The organism is Streptomyces sp. NPDC007205 (assembly GCF_040634095.1).
Taxonomy (GTDB): domain Bacteria; phylum Actinomycetota; class Actinomycetes; order Streptomycetales; family Streptomycetaceae; genus Streptomyces.
Window position 1 is genome coordinate 15,617 of the sequence record NZ_JBEYEW010000028.1, and the last position, 21,913, is coordinate 37,529.

21 protein-coding genes, 1 tRNA gene and 1 pseudogene are annotated in these 21,913 nt (G+C 69.4%); 11 read left to right on the plus strand and 12 right to left on the minus strand.

Annotated features, from left to right (window positions below; all coding sequences use genetic code 11):
- Positions 1-86: 86 nt before the first annotated feature.
- Genes ABZ624_RS32215 through ABZ624_RS32225 form a run of 3 tightly spaced genes read right to left on the minus strand, consistent with a single transcriptional unit; the run spans position 87 to position 3,273 of the window.
- Positions 87-974: a carbohydrate ABC transporter permease gene (locus ABZ624_RS32215; protein WP_360096915.1), complete on the minus strand. Its 888-nt coding sequence runs from the start codon at positions 972-974 to the stop codon at positions 87-89.
- Positions 971-1,951, minus strand: a complete 981-nt coding sequence (locus ABZ624_RS32220) for a sugar ABC transporter permease (RefSeq protein ID WP_360096918.1) — start codon at positions 1,949-1,951, stop codon at positions 971-973. Before ABZ624_RS32220 ends, ABZ624_RS32215 begins: the two co-directional genes overlap by 4 nt.
- 8 nt (positions 1,952-1,959) lie before the next feature.
- Positions 1,960-3,273, minus strand: a complete 1,314-nt coding sequence (locus tag ABZ624_RS32225; protein WP_360096921.1) for an ABC transporter substrate-binding protein — start codon at positions 3,271-3,273, stop codon at positions 1,960-1,962.
- A 445-nt stretch (positions 3,274-3,718) separates the two neighbouring features.
- On the opposite strand from ABZ624_RS32225, the gene ABZ624_RS32230 reads away from it, so the two are divergent.
- From ABZ624_RS32230 to ABZ624_RS32250, 5 genes are all read left to right on the plus strand, one after another.
- Positions 3,719-4,738, plus strand: coding sequence for a substrate-binding domain-containing protein (locus ABZ624_RS32230; RefSeq protein ID WP_360096924.1), 1,020 nt, complete (start codon positions 3,719-3,721; stop codon positions 4,736-4,738).
- Positions 4,738-5,814: an ABC transporter permease gene (locus ABZ624_RS32235; protein WP_360096927.1), complete on the plus strand. Its 1,077-nt coding sequence runs from the start codon at positions 4,738-4,740 to the stop codon at positions 5,812-5,814. The genes ABZ624_RS32230 and ABZ624_RS32235 overlap by 1 nt, the downstream gene beginning before the upstream one ends.
- 4 nt (positions 5,815-5,818) lie before the next feature.
- On the plus strand, positions 5,819-6,724 hold the full coding sequence (locus tag ABZ624_RS32240) for an ATP-binding cassette domain-containing protein (RefSeq protein ID WP_360096930.1): 906 nt from the start codon (positions 5,819-5,821) through the stop codon (positions 6,722-6,724).
- A 2-nt stretch (positions 6,725-6,726) separates the two neighbouring features.
- The gene (locus ABZ624_RS32245; protein ID WP_360096933.1) at positions 6,727-7,635 is read left to right on the plus strand and encodes a sugar phosphate isomerase/epimerase; all 909 of its coding nucleotides are present in this window, start codon (positions 6,727-6,729) and stop codon (positions 7,633-7,635) included.
- Positions 7,636-7,781: 146 nt separating this feature from the next.
- Complete coding sequence (locus ABZ624_RS32250; RefSeq protein ID WP_360096936.1) at positions 7,782-7,976, plus strand: hypothetical protein; 195 nt, start codon at positions 7,782-7,784, stop codon at positions 7,974-7,976.
- A 59-nt stretch (positions 7,977-8,035) separates the two neighbouring features.
- Here ABZ624_RS32250 and ABZ624_RS32255 read toward each other — a convergent pair whose 3' ends face one another.
- Positions 8,036-9,040 (minus strand): Gfo/Idh/MocA family oxidoreductase, encoded by a 1,005-nt coding sequence (locus tag ABZ624_RS32255; protein ID WP_360096939.1) that lies wholly within the window; start codon positions 9,038-9,040, stop codon positions 8,036-8,038.
- 35 nt (positions 9,041-9,075) lie between these two features.
- A pseudogene (locus tag ABZ624_RS32260) lies at positions 9,076-9,289 on the minus strand (SDR family oxidoreductase); the annotation flags it as partial.
- 336 nt (positions 9,290-9,625) lie between these two features.
- On the opposite strand from ABZ624_RS32260, the gene ABZ624_RS32265 reads away from it, so the two are divergent.
- Positions 9,626-10,657, plus strand: a complete 1,032-nt coding sequence (locus ABZ624_RS32265; RefSeq protein WP_360096942.1) for a LacI family DNA-binding transcriptional regulator — start codon at positions 9,626-9,628, stop codon at positions 10,655-10,657.
- A gap of 10 nt (positions 10,658-10,667) precedes the next feature.
- On the plus strand, positions 10,668-11,324 hold the full coding sequence (locus ABZ624_RS32270) for a poly-gamma-glutamate hydrolase family protein (protein ID WP_360096945.1): 657 nt from the start codon (positions 10,668-10,670) through the stop codon (positions 11,322-11,324).
- Between the two features lie 31 nt (positions 11,325-11,355).
- Here the strand turns inward: ABZ624_RS32270 and ABZ624_RS32275 are convergent, their stop codons facing one another.
- Positions 11,356-12,516 (minus strand): Gfo/Idh/MocA family oxidoreductase, encoded by a 1,161-nt coding sequence (locus tag ABZ624_RS32275; RefSeq protein WP_360096948.1) that lies wholly within the window; start codon positions 12,514-12,516, stop codon positions 11,356-11,358.
- 122 nt (positions 12,517-12,638) lie between these two features.
- Here ABZ624_RS32275 and ABZ624_RS32280 point away from each other — a divergent pair, with 122 nt between their 5' ends.
- A complete protein-coding gene (locus ABZ624_RS32280; RefSeq protein WP_360096951.1) occupies positions 12,639-13,646 on the plus strand; it encodes a LacI family DNA-binding transcriptional regulator in 1,008 nt (335 codons plus the stop codon).
- Here the strand turns inward: ABZ624_RS32280 and ABZ624_RS32285 are convergent.
- On the minus strand, positions 13,636-13,980 hold the full coding sequence (locus ABZ624_RS32285; protein WP_360096954.1) for a cupin domain-containing protein: 345 nt from the start codon (positions 13,978-13,980) through the stop codon (positions 13,636-13,638). The genes ABZ624_RS32280 and ABZ624_RS32285 overlap by 11 nt on opposite strands.
- Positions 13,981-14,109: 129 nt before the next feature.
- On the opposite strand from ABZ624_RS32285, the gene ABZ624_RS32290 reads away from it, so the two are divergent.
- Positions 14,110-14,625 carry a hypothetical protein gene (locus tag ABZ624_RS32290; protein ID WP_360096956.1) on the plus strand — a complete coding sequence of 172 codons (516 nt, stop codon included), beginning with the start codon at positions 14,110-14,112 and terminating at the stop codon, positions 14,623-14,625.
- Between the two features lie 23 nt (positions 14,626-14,648).
- Here ABZ624_RS32290 and ABZ624_RS32295 read toward each other — a convergent pair whose 3' ends face one another.
- The gene (locus ABZ624_RS32295) at positions 14,649-15,227 is read right to left on the minus strand and encodes a helix-turn-helix domain-containing protein (RefSeq protein ID WP_360096958.1); all 579 of its coding nucleotides are present in this window, start codon (positions 15,225-15,227) and stop codon (positions 14,649-14,651) included.
- A 238-nt stretch (positions 15,228-15,465) separates the two neighbouring features.
- Here ABZ624_RS32295 and ABZ624_RS32300 point away from each other — a divergent pair, with 238 nt between their 5' ends.
- Complete coding sequence (locus ABZ624_RS32300) at positions 15,466-16,893, plus strand: MFS transporter (protein WP_360096961.1); 1,428 nt, start codon at positions 15,466-15,468, stop codon at positions 16,891-16,893.
- 45 nt (positions 16,894-16,938) lie between these two features.
- Positions 16,939-17,012 (plus strand) — tRNA-Pro (locus tag ABZ624_RS32305).
- Between the two features lie 99 nt (positions 17,013-17,111).
- On the opposite strand, the gene ABZ624_RS32310 is transcribed toward ABZ624_RS32305, so the two are convergent.
- From ABZ624_RS32310 to ABZ624_RS32325, 4 genes are all read right to left on the minus strand, one after another.
- Positions 17,112-18,329, minus strand: coding sequence for a site-specific integrase (locus tag ABZ624_RS32310; RefSeq protein ID WP_360096964.1), 1,218 nt, complete (start codon positions 18,327-18,329; stop codon positions 17,112-17,114).
- The gene (locus ABZ624_RS32315) at positions 18,319-18,648 is read right to left on the minus strand and encodes a helix-turn-helix domain-containing protein (RefSeq protein WP_360096967.1); all 330 of its coding nucleotides are present in this window, start codon (positions 18,646-18,648) and stop codon (positions 18,319-18,321) included. The genes ABZ624_RS32310 and ABZ624_RS32315 overlap by 11 nt, the downstream gene beginning before the upstream one ends.
- 937 nt (positions 18,649-19,585) lie before the next feature.
- Positions 19,586-19,912, minus strand: coding sequence for a hypothetical protein (locus ABZ624_RS32320; RefSeq protein WP_360096970.1), 327 nt, complete (start codon positions 19,910-19,912; stop codon positions 19,586-19,588).
- A 352-nt stretch (positions 19,913-20,264) separates the two neighbouring features.
- The gene (locus tag ABZ624_RS32325) at positions 20,265-21,608 is read right to left on the minus strand and encodes an endonuclease domain-containing protein (protein WP_360096973.1); all 1,344 of its coding nucleotides are present in this window, start codon (positions 21,606-21,608) and stop codon (positions 20,265-20,267) included.
- Positions 21,609-21,913 lie beyond the last annotated feature (305 nt).

Genomic DNA, 21,913 nt, shown 5'->3' on the forward strand with positions numbered 1-21,913 from the left:
GTACCCACCCGGCTGAAGCGGCTCCGGGCCATCGCCCGGAGCCGCACCGCCGGTGCGGGGCCGCGGGTGACCCGGTACCCGGCGGCTCAGCCCTTGCTGGAGCCCAGGGTGAGGCCACTGACGAACTGGCGCTGGAGCGCGAAGTAGACCAGCAGGGTGGGGATCGCGGTCAGCAGGGAGCCCGCGGCGACCAGGTTGGGGTCGGTGAAGTACTGGCCGGAGAGGTTGTTCAGCGCCGAGGTGATCGGCATGTTCTGGCCCGTCGAGATCAGCACCAGCGCCCAGAAGAAGTCGTTGTAGATCCAGATCGACAGCAGGGTTGCCAGCGCCGCCATCGCCGGCTTGCACAGCGGCAGCGTGATCTGCCAGTACAGCCGCCACACCGAGGCGCCGTCGACCAGTGCGGCCTCCGTGAGCTCGTGCGGCAGCGAGCGCATGTAGTTGCTCAGCACGAACGCGCAGAACCCCGACTGGAACGCCACATGGATGAGGACCAGGCCGAGCGCGGAGTCGTACAGCTTGCCGCTTTGTGTGATCCCCGGCAGGTTCGTCAGCAGGTACAGCCGGTACAGCGGGGTGATGACGACCTGCTGCGGGAGCAGGTTGCCGGCCGTGAAGACCAGCAGGAGGGCAAGGTTCAGCCGGAAGTCGAACCGGCTGACGTAGAAGGCGACACAGGAGGACAGGAACAGGGTCAGCAGCACGGCCGGCACCGCGATGACCAGGGTGTTGCCGAAGTAGTGCAGCATGTCCGACTGCACGAACGCGTTCTTGAAGTTGTCGAGGTCCAGCGTGTGCGGCCAGGACACATAACCCCGTGCGCTGGTCTCGCCGTAGGGCCGCAGCGCCGAGAAGACCGCCCACAGCAGCGGCGCCAGCCACGCCAGCGCCGTACCGGCGAGGAAGACGTGCAGCAGGACACGGGCGGGCCGGACCGGGGCGCGCCGCTTCAGCGGCACAGTGGTGCTGCTCATGCCCGCCGCTCCTTCCGGAAGGTGGCGATCAGATACGGAATGATCACCGCTAGGGAGATGACCAGGAGGACCACGGCGATCGCCGAGCCGTAACCGATACGGCTGGACTCGCCGATGATGTTGTTGGTGACCAGGATCGACAGCAACTCCGTGCCCTGGGCGCCCTTGTTGAAGACGAAGACCAGGTCGAAGGCGCGCAGTGCCTCGATGATGGTGACGACCAGGACGACCGTGTTGGTCGGGCGCAGGGTGGGGAAGACGACGCTCCTGAACGTCTGCCACTCGTTCGCGCCGTCCAGCGCGGAAGCCTCCCGCAGGGCCGGGTCGACGCTCTTCAGACCGGCCAGGTACAGGATCATCATGTAGCCGGTGTGCCGCCAGGACGCGGCGATGAGGACCGCCCACAGGTTGAGGTGCGGGTCGCCGATCCAGTCGATGTAGTGGCCGGGCCTGTTGGCGTCGAGGATGCTGTTGATCAGGCCCGTGTCCGGGTTGTAGACCAGCTGCCAGACGAAGCCGATGCAGGCCATGGAGATGACGACCGGCAGGAAGAACGCGGTCTGGTAGACCCGGCTGAAGCGGATCCGCTTGTCCAGCTGCACGGCCAGGAACAGGCCGAACGGCGTCGGGATCAGGATCAGTACGACGAACCAGATGATGTTGTGCTGGACGGCCGGCCAGAACTGCGGGTTGTCGCTGAAGAGTTGCCTGAAGTTGTCCAGGCCCACCCACTTGATCGAGTCGAAACCGATGCCGTCCCAGGTGGTGAAGGCGAGGAGGACCGAGGCGATGGCGGTGACCCAGACCAGGGCCACGTGCAGGATCGTCGGCACGCCCGCCATCAGGGCGAGCGTGAACCGGTCACGGCGGGTCAGCAGGCGTCGGTGGCCCCGCGTGACCCGCTTCTTCCCGGGTGCGGGCCCCGAAGGCGGCACGGCGGCCGTCTCCGGGGTCTTCGTCGTCGTGCCGGTCGTCATCGGGCCGCTCACCGGGACGCGAAGATCTGCTTCTTCTGGCGCTCGATGGACGACAGCAGGCTGTCCACGCCCCTGGGGTTCTGCAGGAACTTCTGCAGGCCCGGCTGCATCACCGTGGAGGTGAAGTCGGGCCGGGAGTCGCGGTCCATGAACTGGGTCAGGCTCTTGGCGTTGCCGATCATCTCGAACGCCTTCTTCTGCAGCGCCGAGTAAGAGGAGGTGCTCGCCTTGCTGGAGGCGGCCACCACGCTCGGGTCGCCCTTGAGGTACAGCTCCTCGGCCGCCGGGGAGCCCAGGAACTCCAGCAGCTTCACGACACCCGCGTGGTTCTTCGGGGACTTGCTGACCATGAAACCGTCGGTCGGCGCCTCGACCGTGTCCTGGCCGTACACGGAGTTGATCTCCGGGAAGGGGAAGAAGTCGAGGTCGTCCAGGTCGGCCTTGTTCGTGAACTGCTGGGCCACGAAGGAGCCGAGGAGGTACATGCCGGCCTTCTTCGCGACCAGCGTCTGCGCGGCGTCCTGCCAGGTACGGCCCATGAAACCGTCCTGGTGGTAGGGCAGGAGCTCGCTCCAGTGGTCGAAGACGGCCTTCACCCTGGTGTCGGTCCAGGACGCCTTGCCCGCCATCAGCTGGACGTGGAAGTCGTAGCCGTTGAGCCGGAAGTCGATCTGGTCGAAGGTGCCCATCGCCGGCCACGCGTCCTTGTCGCCGAAGGCGAGCGGGACCAGGCCGTCCTTCTTCATCTGCCGGCACAGGGCGACGAGTTCGTCCCAGGTGGCGGGGACCTTGTAGCCGTGCTGCGTGAAGACGCTCTTGCGGTAGAAGACCGCCCAGGGATAGGTCGTCAGCGGCACGAAGTAGTACCTGCCGTCCTCGCCCTTGCTGAGCTTCTTCATCGCGTCCGGGAAGTTGCCCCCGATCTTCTGCCACACGTCGTCGACCGGCGAGGCCAGGCCTTTCGCCGCGAAGAACTGCATGCGGTAACCGGCGAACCAGTTGAACACGTCGTCCGGGGTGCCCTGCAGATACGAGTTGATCTGCTCCTGGAAGGTGTTGTGGTCCTTCGTGTTCACGTCGACGGTGATGCCGGACTGCTTCTTGAAGGCCGCGTAGACGCTCTCGAACGCCGTCTTCGGCACGGCGTCGGACGCGTTGGAGCCGAGCGTGACGGTCTTCGGGTCGGAGGCGGAACCGCTGCCTCCGCAGGCCGACAGCAAGGGCGTTCCGGCCCCGGCGAGCAGCGCGGCACCGCCCGCGGTGCGCAGGACCGAACGCCGGCTGGGACCCGGGAGGGAAAGACCGGAGGGGGAGAGGCGCATGGCGGCTCCTGAGGAATACAGGGCTCGGTCAAGGGGATGAGTTGATCAATGAACGGTCTTCGAAACCGCTCAGAAACCAACTCGACCGAACATCGTGGGCGTAATGACAGCCCCATGTCCGCTCATGAGTCAATAGGCCGGATCGCGTTGGGGTCTCTCTTGCTCGAAATGTAATCGTCACCGTCACCTGCAACTTTGTTGAAGATCGGGCAGCCTCGCGCGCGGGATCACCCGGTGCCGTTCGCTGCGGGGTGCGGTGTACTGGGCTCATGCCTCAGGTTGGTCTCGGGGGGGTGAGGTGTTCATGATTTGTCCTTACATTCGGACCTGCTTGTGCAATGATGTCTTAACAAAGTATTGACAGCGGGCTCGCCAAGGACTTGGATCGCGTCCCAACGCAACAGCGTCCCTTCCCCCGTCGCACGCACAGTGAGGTGCAGGAAAGATGGACCGCTCTTCTCCCTCCCGCTCCCGGAGACTGGCCCCCCTCGTGGCGGTGGCCACCGCGGCAGCCCTGACCCTCGCCGGGTGCGCAAGCGCCCACGGCGGCAAGAAGGCCGAGGAGGCGGCGCAGAACGCCTCGGCGGGCCGGGCCGACACTCCGCACATGACCGTCGCGCTGGTCACGCACCAGGCACCCGGCGACACCTTCTGGGACACCGTCCGCAAGGGCGCCGAGGCGGCCGCAGCCAAGGACAACGTCAAGCTCGTCTACTCCGCCGACCCCAACGCCGGCAACCAGGCCAACCTGGTGCAGAACGCGATCGACCAGCACGTGGACGGCATCGCGGTCACGCTGGCCAAGCCGGACGCGATGAAGAACGTCATCGGCAAGGCGGAGCAGGACGGCATACCGGTGGTGGGCCTGAACTCCGGACTGAGCGACTGGCGGAAGCTCGGCCTGCTGGAGTTCTTCGGGCAGGACGAGAGCGTGGCGGGCGAGGCGTTCGGCGACAAGCTGAACACCACCGGCGCCAAGAAGATCGTCTGTGTCATCCAGGAGCAGGGCAATGTGGGCCTCACCCAGCGCTGCGACGGCGTGAAGAAGACGTTCAAGGGCACCACTGAGACGCTGTATGTGAACGGCACCGACATGCCGTCCGTGCGGTCGACCATCACGGCCAAGCTGAAGCAGGACAACTCCGTCGACACGGTCGTCACCCTCGGCGCCCCCTTCGCCCTGGCCGCCGCGCAGGCGGTGGGCGACGCGGGCAGCAAGGCGAAGGTCGCGACCTTCGACCTGAACAAGGACCTGGTGAAGGCCGTCCAGAACGGCTCGATCGAGTTCGCCGTCGACCAGCAGCCCTACCTGCAGGGCTACCTCGCGGTCGACGCGCTGTGGCTCTACAAGAACAACGGCAACTACAGCGGCGGCGGGGTCCAGCCGGTGCTGACCGGCCCGGCCTTCGTCGACAAGTCCAATGTCGACAAGGTCGCCGAGTTCGCCGCGAAGGGGACCCGGTGATGAGCATGGCCCAGCAGGCTGAGCCGGCGGTGACCGCGCCGTCGGGATCCGGTCCGAAGCAGACCGACGGCCGTACGGTCCGGCGCCCGCTGGCGCTGCGGCTGCTGGCCCGGCCCGAAGTGGGCGTCTTCCTCGGCGCCGCCGCCGTACTGGTCTTCTTCCTGATCGCCGCGCCCTCGGTCCGCCAGGGCAGCTCCATGGCCACGATCCTCTACCAGTCCTCGACGATCGGGATCATGGCCCTGCCGGTGGCCCTGCTGATGATCGGCGGCGAGTTCGACCTGTCCTCCGGCGTCGCGGTGATCTCCTCCGCGCTGACCGCGAGCATGCTCAGCTACCAGCTGACGCTGAACGTGTGGACCGGGGTGATCGTCGCTCTGGCCGTGTCCCTGGGCATCGGCGCGTTCAACGGCTGGATGGTGGTCAGGACCGGCCTGCCGAGCTTCCTCATCACGCTCGGCACCTTCCTGATCCTGCAGGGTGTGAACCTGGCCGTCACGAAATGGGTCACCGGCAATGTCGCCACCGACGACATCAGCGACATGGACGGCTTCGCCCAGGCGAAGAAGATCTTCGCCTCGTCCTTCGACGTGGGCGGGGTCCAGGTGAAGATCACGATCGTATGGTGGCTGGTCTTCGCCGCGCTGGCCACCTGGGTGCTGCTGCGTACCAAGTACGGCAACTGGATCTTCGCGGTCGGCGGCGACAAGGAGTCCGCGCGGGCGGTCGGTGTGCCGGTGAACTTCACCAAGATCACGCTGTTCATGCTGGTCGGTCTCGGGGCCTGGTTCGTCGGCATGCACAACCTGTTCTCCTTCAACACCGTGCAGTCCGGCGAAGGCGTGAGCAACGAGCTGATCTACATCGCCGCGGCGGTGATCGGCGGCTGTCTGCTCACCGGCGGCTACGGCTCCGCGATCGGCCCGGTCTTCGGGGCGTTCATGTTCGGCATGGTCAACCAGGGCATCGTCTACGCCGGCTGGAACCCCGACTGGTTCAAGGCCTTCCTCGGCGTGATGCTGCTCGGTGCCGTCCTGATCAATCTGTGGGTCCAGCGCACGGCGACCCGGAGGTAAAGCGATGACCGACAACACGACCCACGGTGCCGTTCTCCAGGACACGCCGCCCGCCGGGGACGGCCCCCTCGTCGAGCTGCGCGGGGCGGGCAAGTCCTACGGCAACATCCGCGCCCTGCACGGCGTCGACCTCACCGTCCACGCCGGGAACGTGACCTGCGTGCTCGGCGACAACGGCGCCGGCAAGTCCACCCTCATCAAGATCATATCCGGGCTGCACCAGCACACCGAGGGCGACTTCCTGGTCGACGGACGGCCGGTCCGCTTCTCCAGCCCGCGCGAGGCCCTCGACAAGGGCATCGCCACCGTCTACCAGGACCTGGCCACCGTCCCGCTGATGCCGGTGTGGCGCAACTTCTTCCTCGGCTCCGAGATGACCCGCGGCCCCTGGCCCGTCCGCCGCCTGGACATCGCCGGCATGAAGAAGACAGCCGACCGCGAACTGCGGAACATGGGCATCGTCCTGGACGACCTCGAACAGCCCATCGGCACCCTGTCCGGCGGCCAGCGCCAGTGCGTGGCCATCGCCCGCGCCGTCTACTTCGGCGCGCGCGTCCTCATCCTGGACGAGCCCACCGCCGCCCTCGGCGTCAAACAGTCCGGCGTGGTCCTGAAGTACATCGCCGCCGCCCGCGACCGCGGCCTCGGCGTCATCTTCATCACCCACAACCCCCACCACGCCTACATGGTCGGCGACCACTTCAGCGTCCTGCGCCTGGGCACCCTGGAGCTGTCCGCCGACCGCAGCGAGGTCAGCCTGGAGGAGCTGACCAACCACATGGCCGGCGGCGCCGAACTCGCCGCGCTCAAACACGAACTCGCCCAGGTACGCGGCGTCGACACCGAGGAACTCCCCGAAGAGAGCGACCTGACCGCACCCGTCGCACCCTCCCCGGAAGGAACCCCCTGACCATGGCCACCCCCACCCCGCTGGACCGTATCCGGGTCGGCTCGGCCCCCGACTCCTGGGGCGTCTGGTTCCCCGACGACCCACGGCAGGTGCCCTGGGAACGCTTCCTCGACGAGGTCTCCGAGGCCGGCTACGACTGGATCGAACTCGGCCCCTACGGCTACCTCCCCACCGACCCCGCGCGCCTGCGGGACGAGGTGGCCCGGCGGAACCTGAAGGTCTCGGCGGGCACGGTCTTCACCGGTATGCACCGCGGCCCGGCCGTGTGGGAGGACACCTGGGCGCACGTCAGCCAGGTCGCCGCGCTCACCCAGGCGACGGGCGCCCGGCACCTCGTCGTCATCCCCTCCTTCTGGCGGGACGACAAGACCGCCGAGATCCTGGAGCCGCCCGAGCTGACCGCCGAGCAGTGGGCGCACCTCACCAAGGGCATGGAACGGCTCGGCCACGAGGTCAAGGACACCTACGGCCTGGACATCGTGGTCCACCCGCACGCCGACACCCACATCGACACCGAGGAGCACGTCGAACGCTTCCTGGACTCCACCGACTCCGAACTGGTCGGTCTCTGCCTGGACACCGGGCACTACGCCTACTGCGGCGGGGACAGCGTCAAGCTCATCGAGACCTACGGCGAGCGCATCGGCTATCTGCACCTCAAGCAGGTCGACCCGGACATCCTCGCGGACGTGGTCGCGGGCGGGGTGCCCTTCGGGCCGGCGGTACAGCGGGGCGTGATGTGCGAACCGCCGTCCGGCGTGCCCGAGTTGGGGCCCGTCCTGGAAGCGGCGCAGAAACTGGGCGTGGACCTGTTCGCGATCGTCGAGCAGGACATGTACCCGTGCGAGCCGGACAAACCGCTGCCCATCGCGGTACGGACACGGCGGTTCCTGCGCTCCTGCGGCGCCTGAGCCACGCCCTTTGAACCGGGCCCCGTCGCGGGGGCCCGGTTCCTGCGTGAGCGCAACGGATTCGGCCAGGGGACGGCCGGGAACCAACCTGGGCACGCGGGCGTTCACTACGAGACGGGGGACGCCCGCGCAGACGGGAGGACGAGATGACACACCGTACACAGGACCGCAAGACGCCCGGGGACACCATCGATGCGGCAGCCCCGCACCACGGCCGCTTCGGCACGCTGCCCGAGCGGATACGCCCCGAGGACACGATCGAGACCAAGCCGGCCACCGTGCCGGACCCGGCGCGGGACGCCTACAACCCCGACGAATGGCTGATCCGGTACTGCGGCTGAGAGGAGCGGTACGGCGCCCGCGCCCGTGCCGTGCGGACCGGTTTCCCGAAGCCCGGCTCTCAGGCTCCCCGCACCTCCGCCAGCGTCACCGGCCGGTGCTCGTGCAGGGACAGGGTGCAGGCCTCGGCGATCCAGCCCGCCTCCAGGGCGTCCTCGATGGTGCAGGGGGAGGGGCGGGCGCCGGACACGACCTCGGTGAACGCGGTGAGTTCGGCGCGGTAGGCGTCCGCGAAGCGGTCCATGAAGAAGTCGTGCGGGGTGCCGGCCGGGAAGGTCACACCGGGTTCGACCGAGCGCAGCGGGAGTCTGTCGTCCAGGCCGACCGCGATCGAGTCCGTGAAGCCGTGCAGCTCCATGCGGACGTCGTGACCCCGGGCGTTGTGGCGGGAGTTGGAGACCACCGCGAGGGTGCCGTCGTCCAGGGTGAGGATCGCGCCGGTGGTGTCCGCGTCGCCCGCCGCCCTGATGTAGTCGGCGCCCCGGTTGCCGCCGACCGCGTACACCTCGGTGACCTCACGGCCCGTCACCCAGCGGATGATGTCGAAGTCGTGCACGGAACAGTCCCGGAAGATGCCCCCGGACGCGGCGATGTACGCGGCCGGCGGCGGCGCCGGGTCCAGGGTCGTGGAGCGGACCGTGTGCAGCTTGCCCAGCTCGCCCGTCCGGACGGCGGCCCGCGCGGCGGTGAAGCCGGCGTCGAAGCGCCGGTTGTAGCCGATCTGGATCGGCACGCCGCTGTCCCGTACGGCGTTCAGCACCTCCACGCCCTCCGCCATGGTGCGGGCGACCGGCTTCTCGCAGAAGACGGGGACGCCGGCCTCGACCCCGGCCCGGATCAGCGCCGGGTGGGCGTCGGTTGCCGCCGCGACGACCAGGCCGTCCACCCCGGCCGCCAGCAGCGCCTCCGGGGAGTCCGCGACGTCGGCGCCGAACCGCTTCGCGGCGGCCTTGGCGGCGTCCGCGAACGGGTCGGCGACGACGAGCGACTCGACGGCGTCCAGTCCGGCGAGGGTCTCGGCGTGGAAGGCGCCGATGCGGCCGAGGCCGAGGATTCCGATACGCATGCTGCTCCTTGAGTGCGAAGGTTTCCGGAGGGAGGTCAGTCGAGGGGGCCCAGCACGTTCTGGTCCCAGTCGATCACCGGACCGGTGACCACCCCGGACCGGTCGGACAGCAGGAACACCACGAAGTCGGCGATCTCGTCCGGCTGGCCCAGCCTGCCCATCGGCAGTCTCGCCGCGGCCTGCTCCCGCCAGCCGTCCGCCCGCGCCGTGGAAGACGCGCTGGGTGGCGTCCTCGCCCTCCGTCGCGGTCATCCAGTGCGTTCCCCACCCGGTCGCCGGCGCCCGGCCTGGCGAAGTGGTCGCCGGCCTCCCGCAGCCGCTCCCCCTCCTCGTACACCGGAACGTTGTCCGTCACCGCGGCGGCGTGCGGATGGTGCGCGAGGTCCGTCGACCGGTCGACGAGTGCCCGCAAGGCCTCCAGGTCGCAGCCCTGCCCGGACAGCCGGACACGGGTGGATACGGCGGCGACGGACATCGGTGTCCCTCTTTCGGTGACAGGAGCGGCGCAGCCCTGCCATTCTTGTCAGTACAAACCCCTCGAACAACCAGCAGGCAGCCATCAAAAACCCCTCAAGGAGCCGGGCCATGGGCCACCCGTTCCCCATCCGGGAGATCGCACGTCAGGCGGGCCTCAGCGAGGCCACCGTGGACCGTGTGCTGAACGGCAGGGGAGGGGTGCGCGAGAGCACCGAGCGGGAGGTGCGCCGGGCCATCGCCGACCTCGACCGGCAGCGCACCCAGGTGCGGCTGGTCGGCCGTACCTTCATGGTGGACATCGTGGTACAGGCCCCCGAGCGGTTCAGCACCGCCGTGCGCGCCGCCCTGGAGGCCGAACTGCCGTCCCTGCACCCGGCGGTGGTCCGCTCCCGCTTCCACTTCCGCGAGACCGGACCGGCCGCCGAGCAGGTCAGGACGCTGGACCGGATCGCCCGGCGCGGCTCCCAGGGCGTGATCCTCAAGGCCCCGGACGTCCCCGAGGTCACCGCCGCCGTGGGCCGGCTCACCGCGGCCGGCATCCCGGTCGTCACCCTGGTCACCGACCTGCCCGCCAGCGGCCGGCTCGGCTACGCCGGCAGCGACAACCGGGCCGCCGGTGCCACCGCCGCCTACCTCATGGGCCAGTGGCTCGGCGACCGGCCCGGCAATGTCCTCACCAGCCTCAGCAGTGGCTTCTTCCGCAACGAGGAGGAGCGCGAGATGGGCTTCAGGAGCGTCATGCGGGCCCGGCACCCGCAGCGCACCCTGGTGGAGATCGCCGAGGGCCAGGGCCTGGACGCCACCCAGTACGACCTGGTCCGCGCCGCCCTGGAACGCGACCCGGAGATCCGGGCCGTGTACTCCATCGGCGGCGGCAACGACGCCACCCTGCGCGCCTTCGCCGACGCCGGCCGGGAGTGCGCGGTGTTCGTCGCCCATGACCTCGACCACGACAACACCCGGCTGCTGCGCGAGCACCGGCTGTCCGCCGTACTCCACCACGACCTGCGGCACGATCTGCGCGAGGCCTGTCACGCGGTCATGCGCCACCACGGTGCCCTGCCGCCCGCCGGCCCGCTGCTCCCGTCGGCCATCCAGGTCGTCACGCCGTACAACATGCCCGCGCCGACGGACGGCTGAAGGGGAAGCGATGGCACGCACCGAAGAGATGGAGATCGAGGGCGTCCCGATGGTCGCGACCCTCGTACCGGGCCGCGGCGGCGTCGGGCTGCTCGCCCTGCACGGCAGCAACGAAGGGGGCACGGCCCAGCTCGCCGCGACGGTGGCCCGTCGCTGCGGCGCCACCAGCCTCGTCTTCACCCAGCCGGGGGTACGGCGTCCGGTGCACATCCCGTCCCCGCGCATGGCGCCGGAGCACTGCGCGCTGCTGCGCGAGTTCCTCCAGCGGGTCTCCCTCACCGTCTCCCTGCACGGCCATATGCGCCCCGAGGCGCCGCACTCCGTCTTCCTCGGCGGACGCCACCGGGACGCGGCCGACGTCCTCGCCGAGGCGCTCACCGCCCATGCCCCGCACTTCCCGGCCGTCGTCGACCTCGCGGCGATCCCGGCCGGCCTGCGCGGCGTGCACCCCCGCAACCCGGTCAATCTGACCCGCCTGGGCGGAGTCCAGGTGGAACTTCCCCTTCTGGCCCGCACCACTGCCGACGCCGACATCCCGCCGGGACCGGTGGTCGAGGCGCTGACCGCGGGGGTGAAAGAGCTGAGCAGGCAAGCGCCCCGCAGAACAGCGCCCCAAAGGGGCGCGGGGATGCGCGCGATCAACCACGGCGGCGATGCAGACGTCTGACGGCATGTCGTGGCACACCCCTTCCGAGAGCTCAGCTTGACTCGACCTCCACCCAGCAGCCCCGCCCGGCGGAAAGCGTCATCGCATCCAGCACAGCCGCGCAGCGAACCGCGTCCGCGAGCGTGGCGCCGTACGGCGTTCCCTCGGCAACGGACCGCACGAACCGGTACGCCTCGATCACCTTCAGATCGTCGTACCCCATCGCATTGCCCGCCCCCGGCTGGAACGCCGCGAACTCACCGGCCCCCGGCCCGACGTACACCGTGCTCACCGGCTGGTCCTGGTACGTCGCCCCCCGGCTCACCGCCAGCTCGTTCATCCGCCGGAAGTCCCAGAACACCGCCCCCTTCGTGCCGTGCACCTCGAAGCCGTAGTTGTTCTGCTCGCCGACCGAGACCCGGCAGGCCTCCAGGACCCCACGCGCGCCGGAGGCGAAGCGCAGCAGGCAGCTGACATAGTCCTCGTTCTCTACCGGCCCGGGTGCACCGCCGGAGGCGAGGGCGTGGCCGGCGGTGGCGCCGGTCGGCCGGGCGCGCTCGGGGAGGAAGATCGCGGTGTCTGCGGTCAGTGACGCGATGTCGCCGACCAGGAAGCGGGCCAGGTCGGCGCCGTGCGAGGCCAGGTCGCCGAGCACCCCGCTGCCGCCGCGCGCCCGCTCGTACCGCCAGGTCAGGGCACCGTCCGGATGGGCCGCGTAGTCGCTGAACAGCCGGATGCGGACGTGGGTGACCGCGCCGATCTCGCCGGAGGCGATGAGATCGCGGGCGGCCTCGACGGCGGGCGGGTTGCGGTAGTTGAAACCGACCGCGCCCTGCACGCCGGCCTTGGCGACGGCGTCCGCGACCGCTCGGGCGTCGTCGGCGGTCAGCCCGACCGGCTTCTCGATCCAGATGTGCTTGCCCGCCTCGGCCATCGCCACCCCGATCTCCCGGTGCAGGAAGTTCGGGGCGGTGATGCTGACGGCCCGCACCCGCGGGTCGGCGGCCACCTCGCGCCAGTCGCGGGTCGCGGTGGCGAACCCGAACCGCCCGGCGGCCTCCTCGGCCCGCCCCGGCACCTCCTCGGCGACCGTGATCAGCCGAGGGCGCAGGGGAAGCTGCGGATAGTGGTGCGGGAGACGGGCGTACGCCTGGGTGTGCACCCGGCCCATCCAGCCGAACCCGACGACGGCGACGCCCAGCTCATCCACCATGACAGCCCCTTCACGACAGTCGTTTGGACCGGTCCATGCTCTGTCCAGGCCACCTTTGTGCGGACATGGCCAGGGTGTCAACCCTTTGACAGGGCGGCACGCCGCATGGAACGGTCCATGCCATGAGACCGCCGACGATCCGTGACGTGGCCGACCGGGCCGGAGTGTCCAAGTCGCTGGTCTCGCTGGTGCTGCGCGGCTCGGGACCGGTGAGCCCGGAGAAGCGGGAGGCCGTGCTGCGGGCCGTGCGCGAGCTGGGTTACCGGCCCAACGCGGCTGCCCGCAGCCTGAGCGAACAGCGCACCCGGACGGTCGGCGTCCTCCTGGACGACCTGCGCAACCCCTGGTTCGTCGACCTCCTCGACGGCCTCAACTCCCTGCTGCACGACGCCGGTCTGCACATGCTGCTCGCCGACGCCCGGCTGAACCGGCGCATCGGGCACGATCTGGCCGAACCGTTCCTGGACCTCGGCGTCGACGGGCTGGTGATCGTCGGCACGGTCCCCGACGCGGGCGGTCTCGGTGCGCTCGCGCGGCGGATGCCGGTGGTCGTGGCCGGCGCTCGTGAGCCCCGGCCGGAGGGCGTGGACCTCGTCGCCGGGGACGACGAGCACGGGGCCCGGCTCGCCACCGAGCACCTGCTCGGCCTCGGCCACCGCCGGATCGCCCATCTCGCGGGCCACGGCGCGGTCGGCGCACTGCGCAGGCAGGGCTTCGAGGCGGCGATGCGGGCCCACGGTGCCGAACCGGTCGTCGAGCCGGGCGACCTGACCGAGGAAGGCGGCTACCGGGGGACCGTACGCCTGCTCAGCCGCCCGGAGCGGCCGACGGCCCTGTTCGCCGTCAACGACATGGCCTCGGTGGGCGCTCTCTCGGCAGCCGAGGAGCTGGGCCTCAGGGTGCCGCGCGACCTCTCCGTGGCCGGCTACGACAACACCAGCATCTCCCGGCTGCGGCACGTCTGGCTGACCACGGTCGACACCGCGCCGTACCGGATCGGGCGGCGCGCCGCCCGCTGCCTGCTCGACCGGTTCGAGCGGCCGGACGGCGAGGGACGCGTCCACCTCGCCGTACCGACGCTGGAGGTGCGGGGCACCACGGCGCCGCCCTGCGAGGAACTCAGAGGTTGATGGCGTACGCCTTGCGCAGTGTCTCGTGCACGGTCCACGTCGTACGGTCACCCGCGCGCAGCACCGCCATGTCGCCGGGACTCACCCGCAGCGTCGGCCCGTCCGCGACCTCGATCGTCGCCGAACCGCTGATCACCACGAACAGTTCGTCCGCCTCCGTGTCGGTGACCACGCCCGGTGTGATCTGCCAGACACCGCGGATCTGCCGGCCGTCCGGCGACTCCCAGACCACCTTCCCGGTGACCTCCGGGTTCCCGGAGACGATCTGCTCCGGGTCGAGGGGCTCGGGTTCGAGAGCGGCGTCGGGGATGTGGAGCGCGAAGCTGTGCGTCATGCGGTGACCCTAACCAGGGTCACGCACCCCCCGCGGCCGACAGTGTGTGGAGCATCGGGGCTGGTGGGAGGACACTTCGTCGGTCCGTCGGACTGGCGGGCGGGTGCGGCGCGGGTGATCGTGGGGAACATGGCTGACTCCACGGCGGCCGGCCCGGCACCGCCCCGGCACCACGACACCCGCGAGGCCGTCCTGTTCGGAGGGGTGTACGGCGCCGTCCTCGCCAGCTCGATGGTGGCGGCGCTCACCCAGTACGGGCACACGTCCGCCACGGTCCGCGGCTACGACGCCGCCTGGGTGCTGGTGACCGCGCTCGCCTCGGCCCTCGCCCACGGCTACGCCCACTACGTCGCCGAGCGCCGCCCCCACAGCCGGTGGGAGGCGCTGCGCGCGATGCGGGACGAGTGGCCGCTCGTCACGGCCGTACTGCCCACGGTCCTCCTGCTCGCGGGCGCGCGGCTGGGGTGGTTCCCCGCCAAGGGCGTCGAGTACGCGGCGTTCGTCCTCAACACCGTGATCCTTTTCGTACTCGGGCTCCTCACCGCCCGCTGGTCGGCGCGGCGGTGGCCGAAGGCCGTGCTCATCGGGGCGGGGGACGCACTGCTCGGGATGATCGTGGTGGTGGCGAACGCGCTGATCAAGTAGGCGGCTCCTGCCCGATGGCGGGATCAGCGGCCGGTGCGGACGCCGTCCAGGGCGATCGCGAGGACCCGGTCGCGCTGGGCGTCGTCGTCGAACGCGGTGGCCGTGATGCCGGCGACCATCCGCACCAGGTCGGTGAAGTCCATGTCCGTGCGGGCCACGCCCGCCTGCTGGGCGCGCTCCAGCAGGGGGCCGCCGGCCGAGTACATCGAATCGCGGCAGGTCTGGAAGATCGCCGACTCGTCGTTCAGCGCCTCGCGCACCGCGCGCTTGGTGACCATGTAGCCGGCGAACCGGTCCAGCCAGGCCGTCAGCGCCTCCCACGGCTCCAGGTCCGCCAGCTCCACGGCTGCCCGGCACAGGGCGTTGACCTCGTCGGCGTAGACGCTCTCGAACAGCTCACGGCGGGTGGGGAAGTTCCGGTACAGGGTGCCGATGCCGACGCCCGCGCGACGGGCGATGTCCTCCAGGGAGGCGTCCGAGCCGTGCTCCGCGAACGCCTCCCGGGCGGCGGCGAGCAGGGCGTCGAAGTTGCGGGCGGCGTCCTTGCGCTGGGGCCGGCGGGCCGCCACGATCTCGCCGACGGGGAACGGCGTGGCCGTCACTGCTGCCTCCCAGAGGGAATCGATGAACCGGCTTCCGTTGAACCGGACTTCAGTTGAACCGGACTTCAGTTGAACCGGAGGGGCGCATCCGATTCAGTTGAACCGGAGGTGTGCCTCCGTTAGAGTGGAGGGGTACCTCCACTTTAGCAGTGCGGGGGCGGCTCCGCCCTGGGCAGACGTGCCCGGCAGCAAGGCCCCTTTCACCCATCCCAGCGCTCCCACCCGGAGAGGCTCCCTCATGCCCCGCAGGTCCACGCGCCTCACCTTCGCGGTTCTCGCGACCGGTGCCGGCGTGTTCTCCATGCTCCAGTCGCTGATCGCGCCGGCCCTGCCGACCGTCCAGCACGCCCTGCACACCTCCCAGTCGACCGCGACCTGGGTGATGACGGCCTACCTGCTGTCCGCCTCGGTCTTCACCCCGATCCTCGGGCGCGTCGGCGACCTCGTCGGCAAGAAGCGCACGCTCGTCGCCGTCCTGCTCACCGTCCTCGCCGGCTGCCTGATCGCCGCGCTCGCCCCGGACATCGGCGTCCTCATCGTCGCCCGCGTCGTGCAGGGCGTCGGCGGCGCCCTGTTCCCGCTGTCCTTCGGCATCATCCGCGACGAGTTCGCACCCGCCGAGATCAGCGGCAGCATCAGCAACCTCTCCGCCGTGATCGCGGCCGGCGGCGGGGTCGGCATGGTGGCCGCCGGGCCGATCGTCTCCGCGCTCGACTACCGCTGGCTCTTCTGGATCCCCGTGGCGATCGTCGCCGCGACCGCCCTCATCGCCCTGCGCTACGTCCCCGAATCGCCCAAGAGCGCCCAGGGGAAGGTCGGTTGGTACGGCGCCGGGCTGCTCTCCGCCTGGCTGGTGGCCCTGCTGCTGCCACTGAGCCAGGCCGGGCAGTGGGGCTGGGGCTCGCCGAAGGTGCTCGGTCTGTTCGCCGCCGCCGCCGTCCTGTTCGCCGCATGGGTGACGACCGAGGCCCGCTCCCGCAGCCCGCTGATCGACCTGCGCGTGATGCGGCTGCCCACGGTATGGACGACCAACGCCGCCGCCCTGCTCTTCGGTGCGGGCATGTACGCGATCTGGTCCTTCCTGCCGGGCTTCGTCCAGACGCCGTCCACGGCCGGCTACGGCTTCGGCGCGAGCGTCACCGCCTCGGGGCTCCTGATGCTGCCGATGCTGCTGGCGATGTTCCTCTCCGGCATCCTCTCGGGGCGCCTGGAGCCCCGCGTCGGCGCCAGGGCGCTTCTCACCACCGGTGCCGCACTCGGTGCGCTGGCCTGCGGATTCCTCACCCTCTGGCATGACGCCCAGTGGCAGATAGCCGTGGTCGCCGCACTGTTCGGCCTGGGCATCGGACTGGCCTTCGCCGCCATGGCCAACCTCGTCGTCGGCAGCGTCCCGCCCGAGCAGACCGGCGCCGCGACCGGCATGAACGCCAACATCCGCACCATCGGCGGATCCATCGGCGCCGCGCTCACCAGCGTCCTGGTCACCGGCCGCCTGCAGCCCTCCGGCCTGCCCTACGGCTCCGGCTACACCCACGGCTGGGCCCTGCTCGCCCTCCTCTGCCTGGCCGCGGCGGGCGCCGCCCTCCTCGTCCCGGCCCGCCGCCCCGGCCCTACGACGATCCCCGCCATGCCGGGGACGACCCGGGCACCCGCACAGGTGCGGTAGGGTTGACCTGCGTGATCACACGGGACACCCCGGGTGAGAACGCAACGGGACGTGGCGCAGCTTGGTAGCGCACTTGACTGGGGGTCAAGGGGTCGCAGGTTCAAATCCTGTCGTCCCGACTTGCGAGAGTCGCAGGTCAGGGCCGGTTTCGGAGGATTCCGAAACCGGCCCTTGACCGTGCTTGGGGACCAGTTGGGGACCAGCGCCCTTGACCGTGGTCAGCGGGTCACGACGATCGGGCTCGGCAGCGAGCGAGGTGCGCGGAGCACGCTGAGGTGCGCGGAGAGCGCCGCCCCGGCGGCCGTGATCTTGCGTACGTCGGGGTGTAGGTAGCGCTGGGTGGTGGCCAGAGAGCCGTGGCCGGCGATCCGGCGCAGGACGTGTACCTGGACTCCGGCGTCGGCGAACCAGGTCAGTCCGGTGTGCCGGAGGTCGTGGCGGCGCAGGTGCTCGTAGCCGAGCTTAGTGACCACGTCGTCCCAGTGTGTCGCGTCGCGCAGAACGGCGGTGGAGATGCGTCCGTCGCGGGGGCCGGTGAACAGGCGGGCATCGGGATTTGGGCCAGCGGACAGGACACGCTGAGCGACGAGGGGACGGATCTCCTCGATGATGGGAACCTTGCGGGCCCGCTTGCCCTTGGTGCCCTTGTCGGTCAGCCCGCCGGGCGCGGGTGTGGTCTGGCGCCGTACGGTCCAGATCCACTGGTTGGTGTCGATGTCCCCGACGCGGCAGCCTGAGACCTCGCCGATCCGTGCGGCAGTGCACGCGGCGAAGACGACCACGTCTCCCCAGCCGCGGTACTGGTCGTGGGAGGCGGCAACGAGAGCGTCGGCCAGCGCGACAAGGGTCTTCCAGTCGGGCAGGGCCAGCGCCCGTGGGTCGAGGAGCTCGTCCTCGGCCTGCTTGTAGAGCTTCTGCCAGCCAGTCACCCGGGCGGGGTTGACCTTGATGATGCCGTCACGGACTGCCTGCTCCATGACGCGGACCAGGACGGCGATCGTGTTCTTCACTGTGGAGCGGCTGTGCTCGTCGGCGATCCAGTTCTGCACGGTGCGGTCGACGACACCATTGGTGATCATCCGCACCGCGAGGTGGCCCAGGGCGGGGACAACACGCATCCGCCACCCCGACAGGTAGGGGTCCAGCGTTTTCAACTCCAGGCCGCGCAGGGCGAGATCCATGTTCGCTTCGCCGTATTCGGCGAGCTTCATGGTGGCCAGCGACGGGCTCAGGCTGGCCTCTGCGGCCTCGATGATGGCCTGGAGCCATTCCTGCGCCTCTTCTTTGCTGTCCTTTCCCTCGGACAGCGACTGGCGGCGCTTGCTGGTCGGATCGGTCCACCGGACACGCGCCCGATACGGAGTGGGGCGGTCAGGACGGTACTCGATATCGGTTGAGAGCCGGACACCGACAGGAACGTTGGTCTTATCGGCCATTGAGTCCCTTGGTCGGGACGGTACGTCGGTGGCGCAGCCATTCCTCGACGTCAAGGACGCTGTACATGACGACGCGTTCCGAGACCGTGACGAATGGCGGCCCTTGAGGTGGCTGGGCGGTGCGCCAGCGGCGCAGGGTTGAGGCGTCGACTCTCAGGCAGGCAGCGAGGTCACGGGTTGAATACCAGGCGCTGGTGAGAAGAAGCGCTCGGCTATCAGGTGATACGGCATGATGGTGAGCAACTTCAGGGTCCGCTGTGGACTCCTTCTCGCGATGCGGTTCGGCGTTGGCAATGGTTGCTATCGGTTCATTGAGCAAGTGCGGTTGTTCTCCGGGGAGTACGGAACACTAGACGGATCTGCGGAAGAGTCCAGAGACGGACAGCACAGTTCGCGAACGGAGAACGCGCGGCGGATTTCCAGCAGGCAGCGGCGACGCGCCTTCGTCATCGCTTCGATCTGTGGTTGTGCTCGGGTGCGGACGTTGGTGCATTAATCGTCTCCGGGAACGCCGGTTTGCTAACCGGCGTTCCCGGGCTATGTTGCCGCCGAGTCGGACGGCGGTAGGCGGTCATTCGGATGTTTCACTGCCATGTCCATTGACGCAGCCGGAAGTTTCAGGAGGGTTCCACAAGACTCCTGCCGTCGACGGCCGTTCTTTCGCTGCTACCCAGGGTGAGTGGGGGGCTGGGAAGCACACGGCCGGGAATCTGAGTGCCGGGAAAATGACACTGGGCCTATGAGCCCATTCCCTGCTGGACCGAGGTCCGTTGACCGTCAGCTGGAGCAGTGGGACGCCGGCGCGGGATGACGTCCCGCCGAGTGGTGTATCAGCGATCACGTCTATCGCCTTGTCCGTACCACGGTGCTGGTCGATGGACTGCTTGTGAGCGGCAAGATCGGCCCGTTACGCCTTGGGTGCCCAGGCGCGAGCGGTTTCCGGAGATACCGATGGGTGCCGAGGCTGGGCGACCCTCTGCACGGGGCTGTTCGTTCCTGATGATCAGTTGTCCCGGAAGAGACCAGCCAACGCCGTGACCTGCGGGGTCTGGCCGTCGCAGGTCGTTGACCTGCATGAATGCCCTTTCGGTTGTTTCACGCTCGTACTGGCTGATGCGGCCGGAAGTCCCAGGAAAGTCCCGATAACTCCCACGGGCAGGAGCCACTCTTTCGCCTCTGTACGACCCCTACGACCCTCGACCACGCAAGGCATTTAGCAAGGTCCTCCAGCAACCGGGAAGCGCGGGCCCGTAGAGCTACCAGGTTGCGACTGCCGTGGAGTTCCTGCTGTCGCCTCGCAGCAGCTCGACCAGAATGCGTGCCTCGCGCCGGGCCAGTTCGTCCAGCGGATGGCGCCAGGCGGGCAGGTAGATCAGTTTGAACTTGTCTAACTTGCGGGCAAGTCCGTGCTTGTTGGCCAGCCGGGAAGTAACCGTTCCCACCTGTCGGTGCAGGGAGACACTCCAAGATTCAGCGTCTCCGCCGAGGCGACGGCGGCCCGTGGTACGAAGCTCACGGCCAAGCCGCTCTTCCGCTTCGAGGGTCTCTCCCAGCGCATAGGTGATGTCGATGCTGCGCTCCACGCCTGCGTCAGGCGGTGCCAGTACAGCTGAAGTCGGCCGTGGCAGCACGGGAACCGGCTTCCGGGATGCGCGAGGTAGAGCGCGTCTGTGAGCGTGGTCTTGCCGACGCCGTTCGCACCGATCAGCACACTGAATCTGCCGGGAAGGGTGCAACTCATTGGAGTCTCTGCGCTCGCCCGCAGGCCGCTCACCGCAACTCGGCTCAGATGCATGGCAGATCCCCCGATCAGCTCGGTCATTCTGTTAAACATCATCGCTCAGCGATACGCACGTGCACGCCCCTTCTGACCGTTGGGGACATCGCATTTCCCTGGGGCGCGCAGGGTGACCGTGTGGGTCTCCCGGTGCTCGCTCAGAACAGTGCTAGGCCCTCGCCGCTGGTGTCCGCGATGACTGGCCGGGACCGGGCAGGGAGGCCGTCCAAGCGGTCAGGGCCAGCTGCGGAGGCCACGGCAGGCGCCGTCTCGGCCAACCAGATGCGAAACCGCTCGGCGGCTTCGCGGTAGGGGACTTGCGCCAGGACACGGTGCTCGCCGGAGGGGCAGAAGTCGACGGCGACAGTGAGCAGGCAGGAAAGGGGCGCGTTCTGACTGCCCGTCCAGGACACGCGCAGGACACCGCAGGGCTTGCGACCCCGGGAGGCGGGGTGGCTCGGGCGCAGCGTTCGGCAGGCTATGTGGGCGGTCCATGCGGCGAGGTGCGGCAGGGGCAGGGTGGTGCGTGCGCGGCAGCCGGGGCAGCGGTGCCAGTGGCGAAGCCAGTCGTCGGTGTCGGTGTGGAAGAGGCGTGTGTAGCGGTTCGCCACGCGGATGTCGTTGCTGTACAGGTGGTCGGGGCGTTCTAGTGTGTTGCAGGACTGGCAGACGGGGGCGCGGACGTAGCCGTGTTCGTGGCAGTGGTCGAGGACTGCGGCGGGCGCAGTGTGGCAGACGGCGCACGCCCATCCGGCCACCCTGCGGGAGGTGCCTGGCTTCCTGCTGAGCACCGAGTACAGCTGGCCTTCCAGCTCTTTGTTGTACGGGTGCAGTGAGGCGGTGGGGCCCTCGGGGGTCGTCGTCTGCCGACTGTCGCAGGCTCGGGCCTGCTGGGGGTGGTGGGCTGGCTCGGTGGCGGCTGCGCTGGCCTGGCGGGTCCGCGCGGCTTGCACCCACTGCGTTTCGGTGTGCTCGGCCGCATCCAGCAGCCTGACCACAGCGCGCGGCAGCCACCAAGTCCGCTGCGTCCCGTCGCTGGTTTGCTCCACGAGTATCTGTCGCCAGTCGATCCCCGCCAGATGGTGCGGCCGGCCGTCTTCACGTCGTGCTGCCCGCTCGGGGCCGTGCAGTTCCTGCAGTTCCCGCGTGATGCGCCGGCGCCAACGCAGCGGCGTTTCCTCGTTGCACTCCTGCCTCGGCGCCCCACGGAACGGACCGATGCGGACCAGGTCCTGCCGGTCCATCCCGACCGCGTTCAGTTTCGCGGCTGCCCGGCGCACCTCAGCCTCCGGAACAGTCCACTGACCGCTGCTCGCGCTCACCGTCGCCACCGCATGGCCGCCGAGCAGGACGTACCCCACCCGGGCATGGGCAGGAGAGCAGGTGAATGCCCCAGACGCCGTCGGCACAGCGCTGTCGGCCGTCAAATTGACCCACAGAGCGTCCGCGATACCCAGGGTGATCAGGCCGTCTGTGCGACCGGGGATGACACGCTCTGACATACCGACAGGCTAACGGCCTGCAAACGCGGCAACGGGTCTCCAGGCGCCTCGTTCAGCCGGGCTGCCACCCACGCCGCATCCGCCGGCCCGCAACTTATCCCTGAGCATCTGGTTCGGACAGCCTCATCACCAGAACGTCAATAATCGGGTGATCCGCCCTTGCGTATCTGCGGTCCCCGAGCCCAGACGAATCGAGCAACAGAGTCGAACCCGCGTCGGCAAGTTGGGACCTGTCCCTGAGTGGTGGACACCTCTGAGCCCGGCCCCGGCAGGGGCCGGGGAGGAGGGGTCTCGTTGATGAGTGC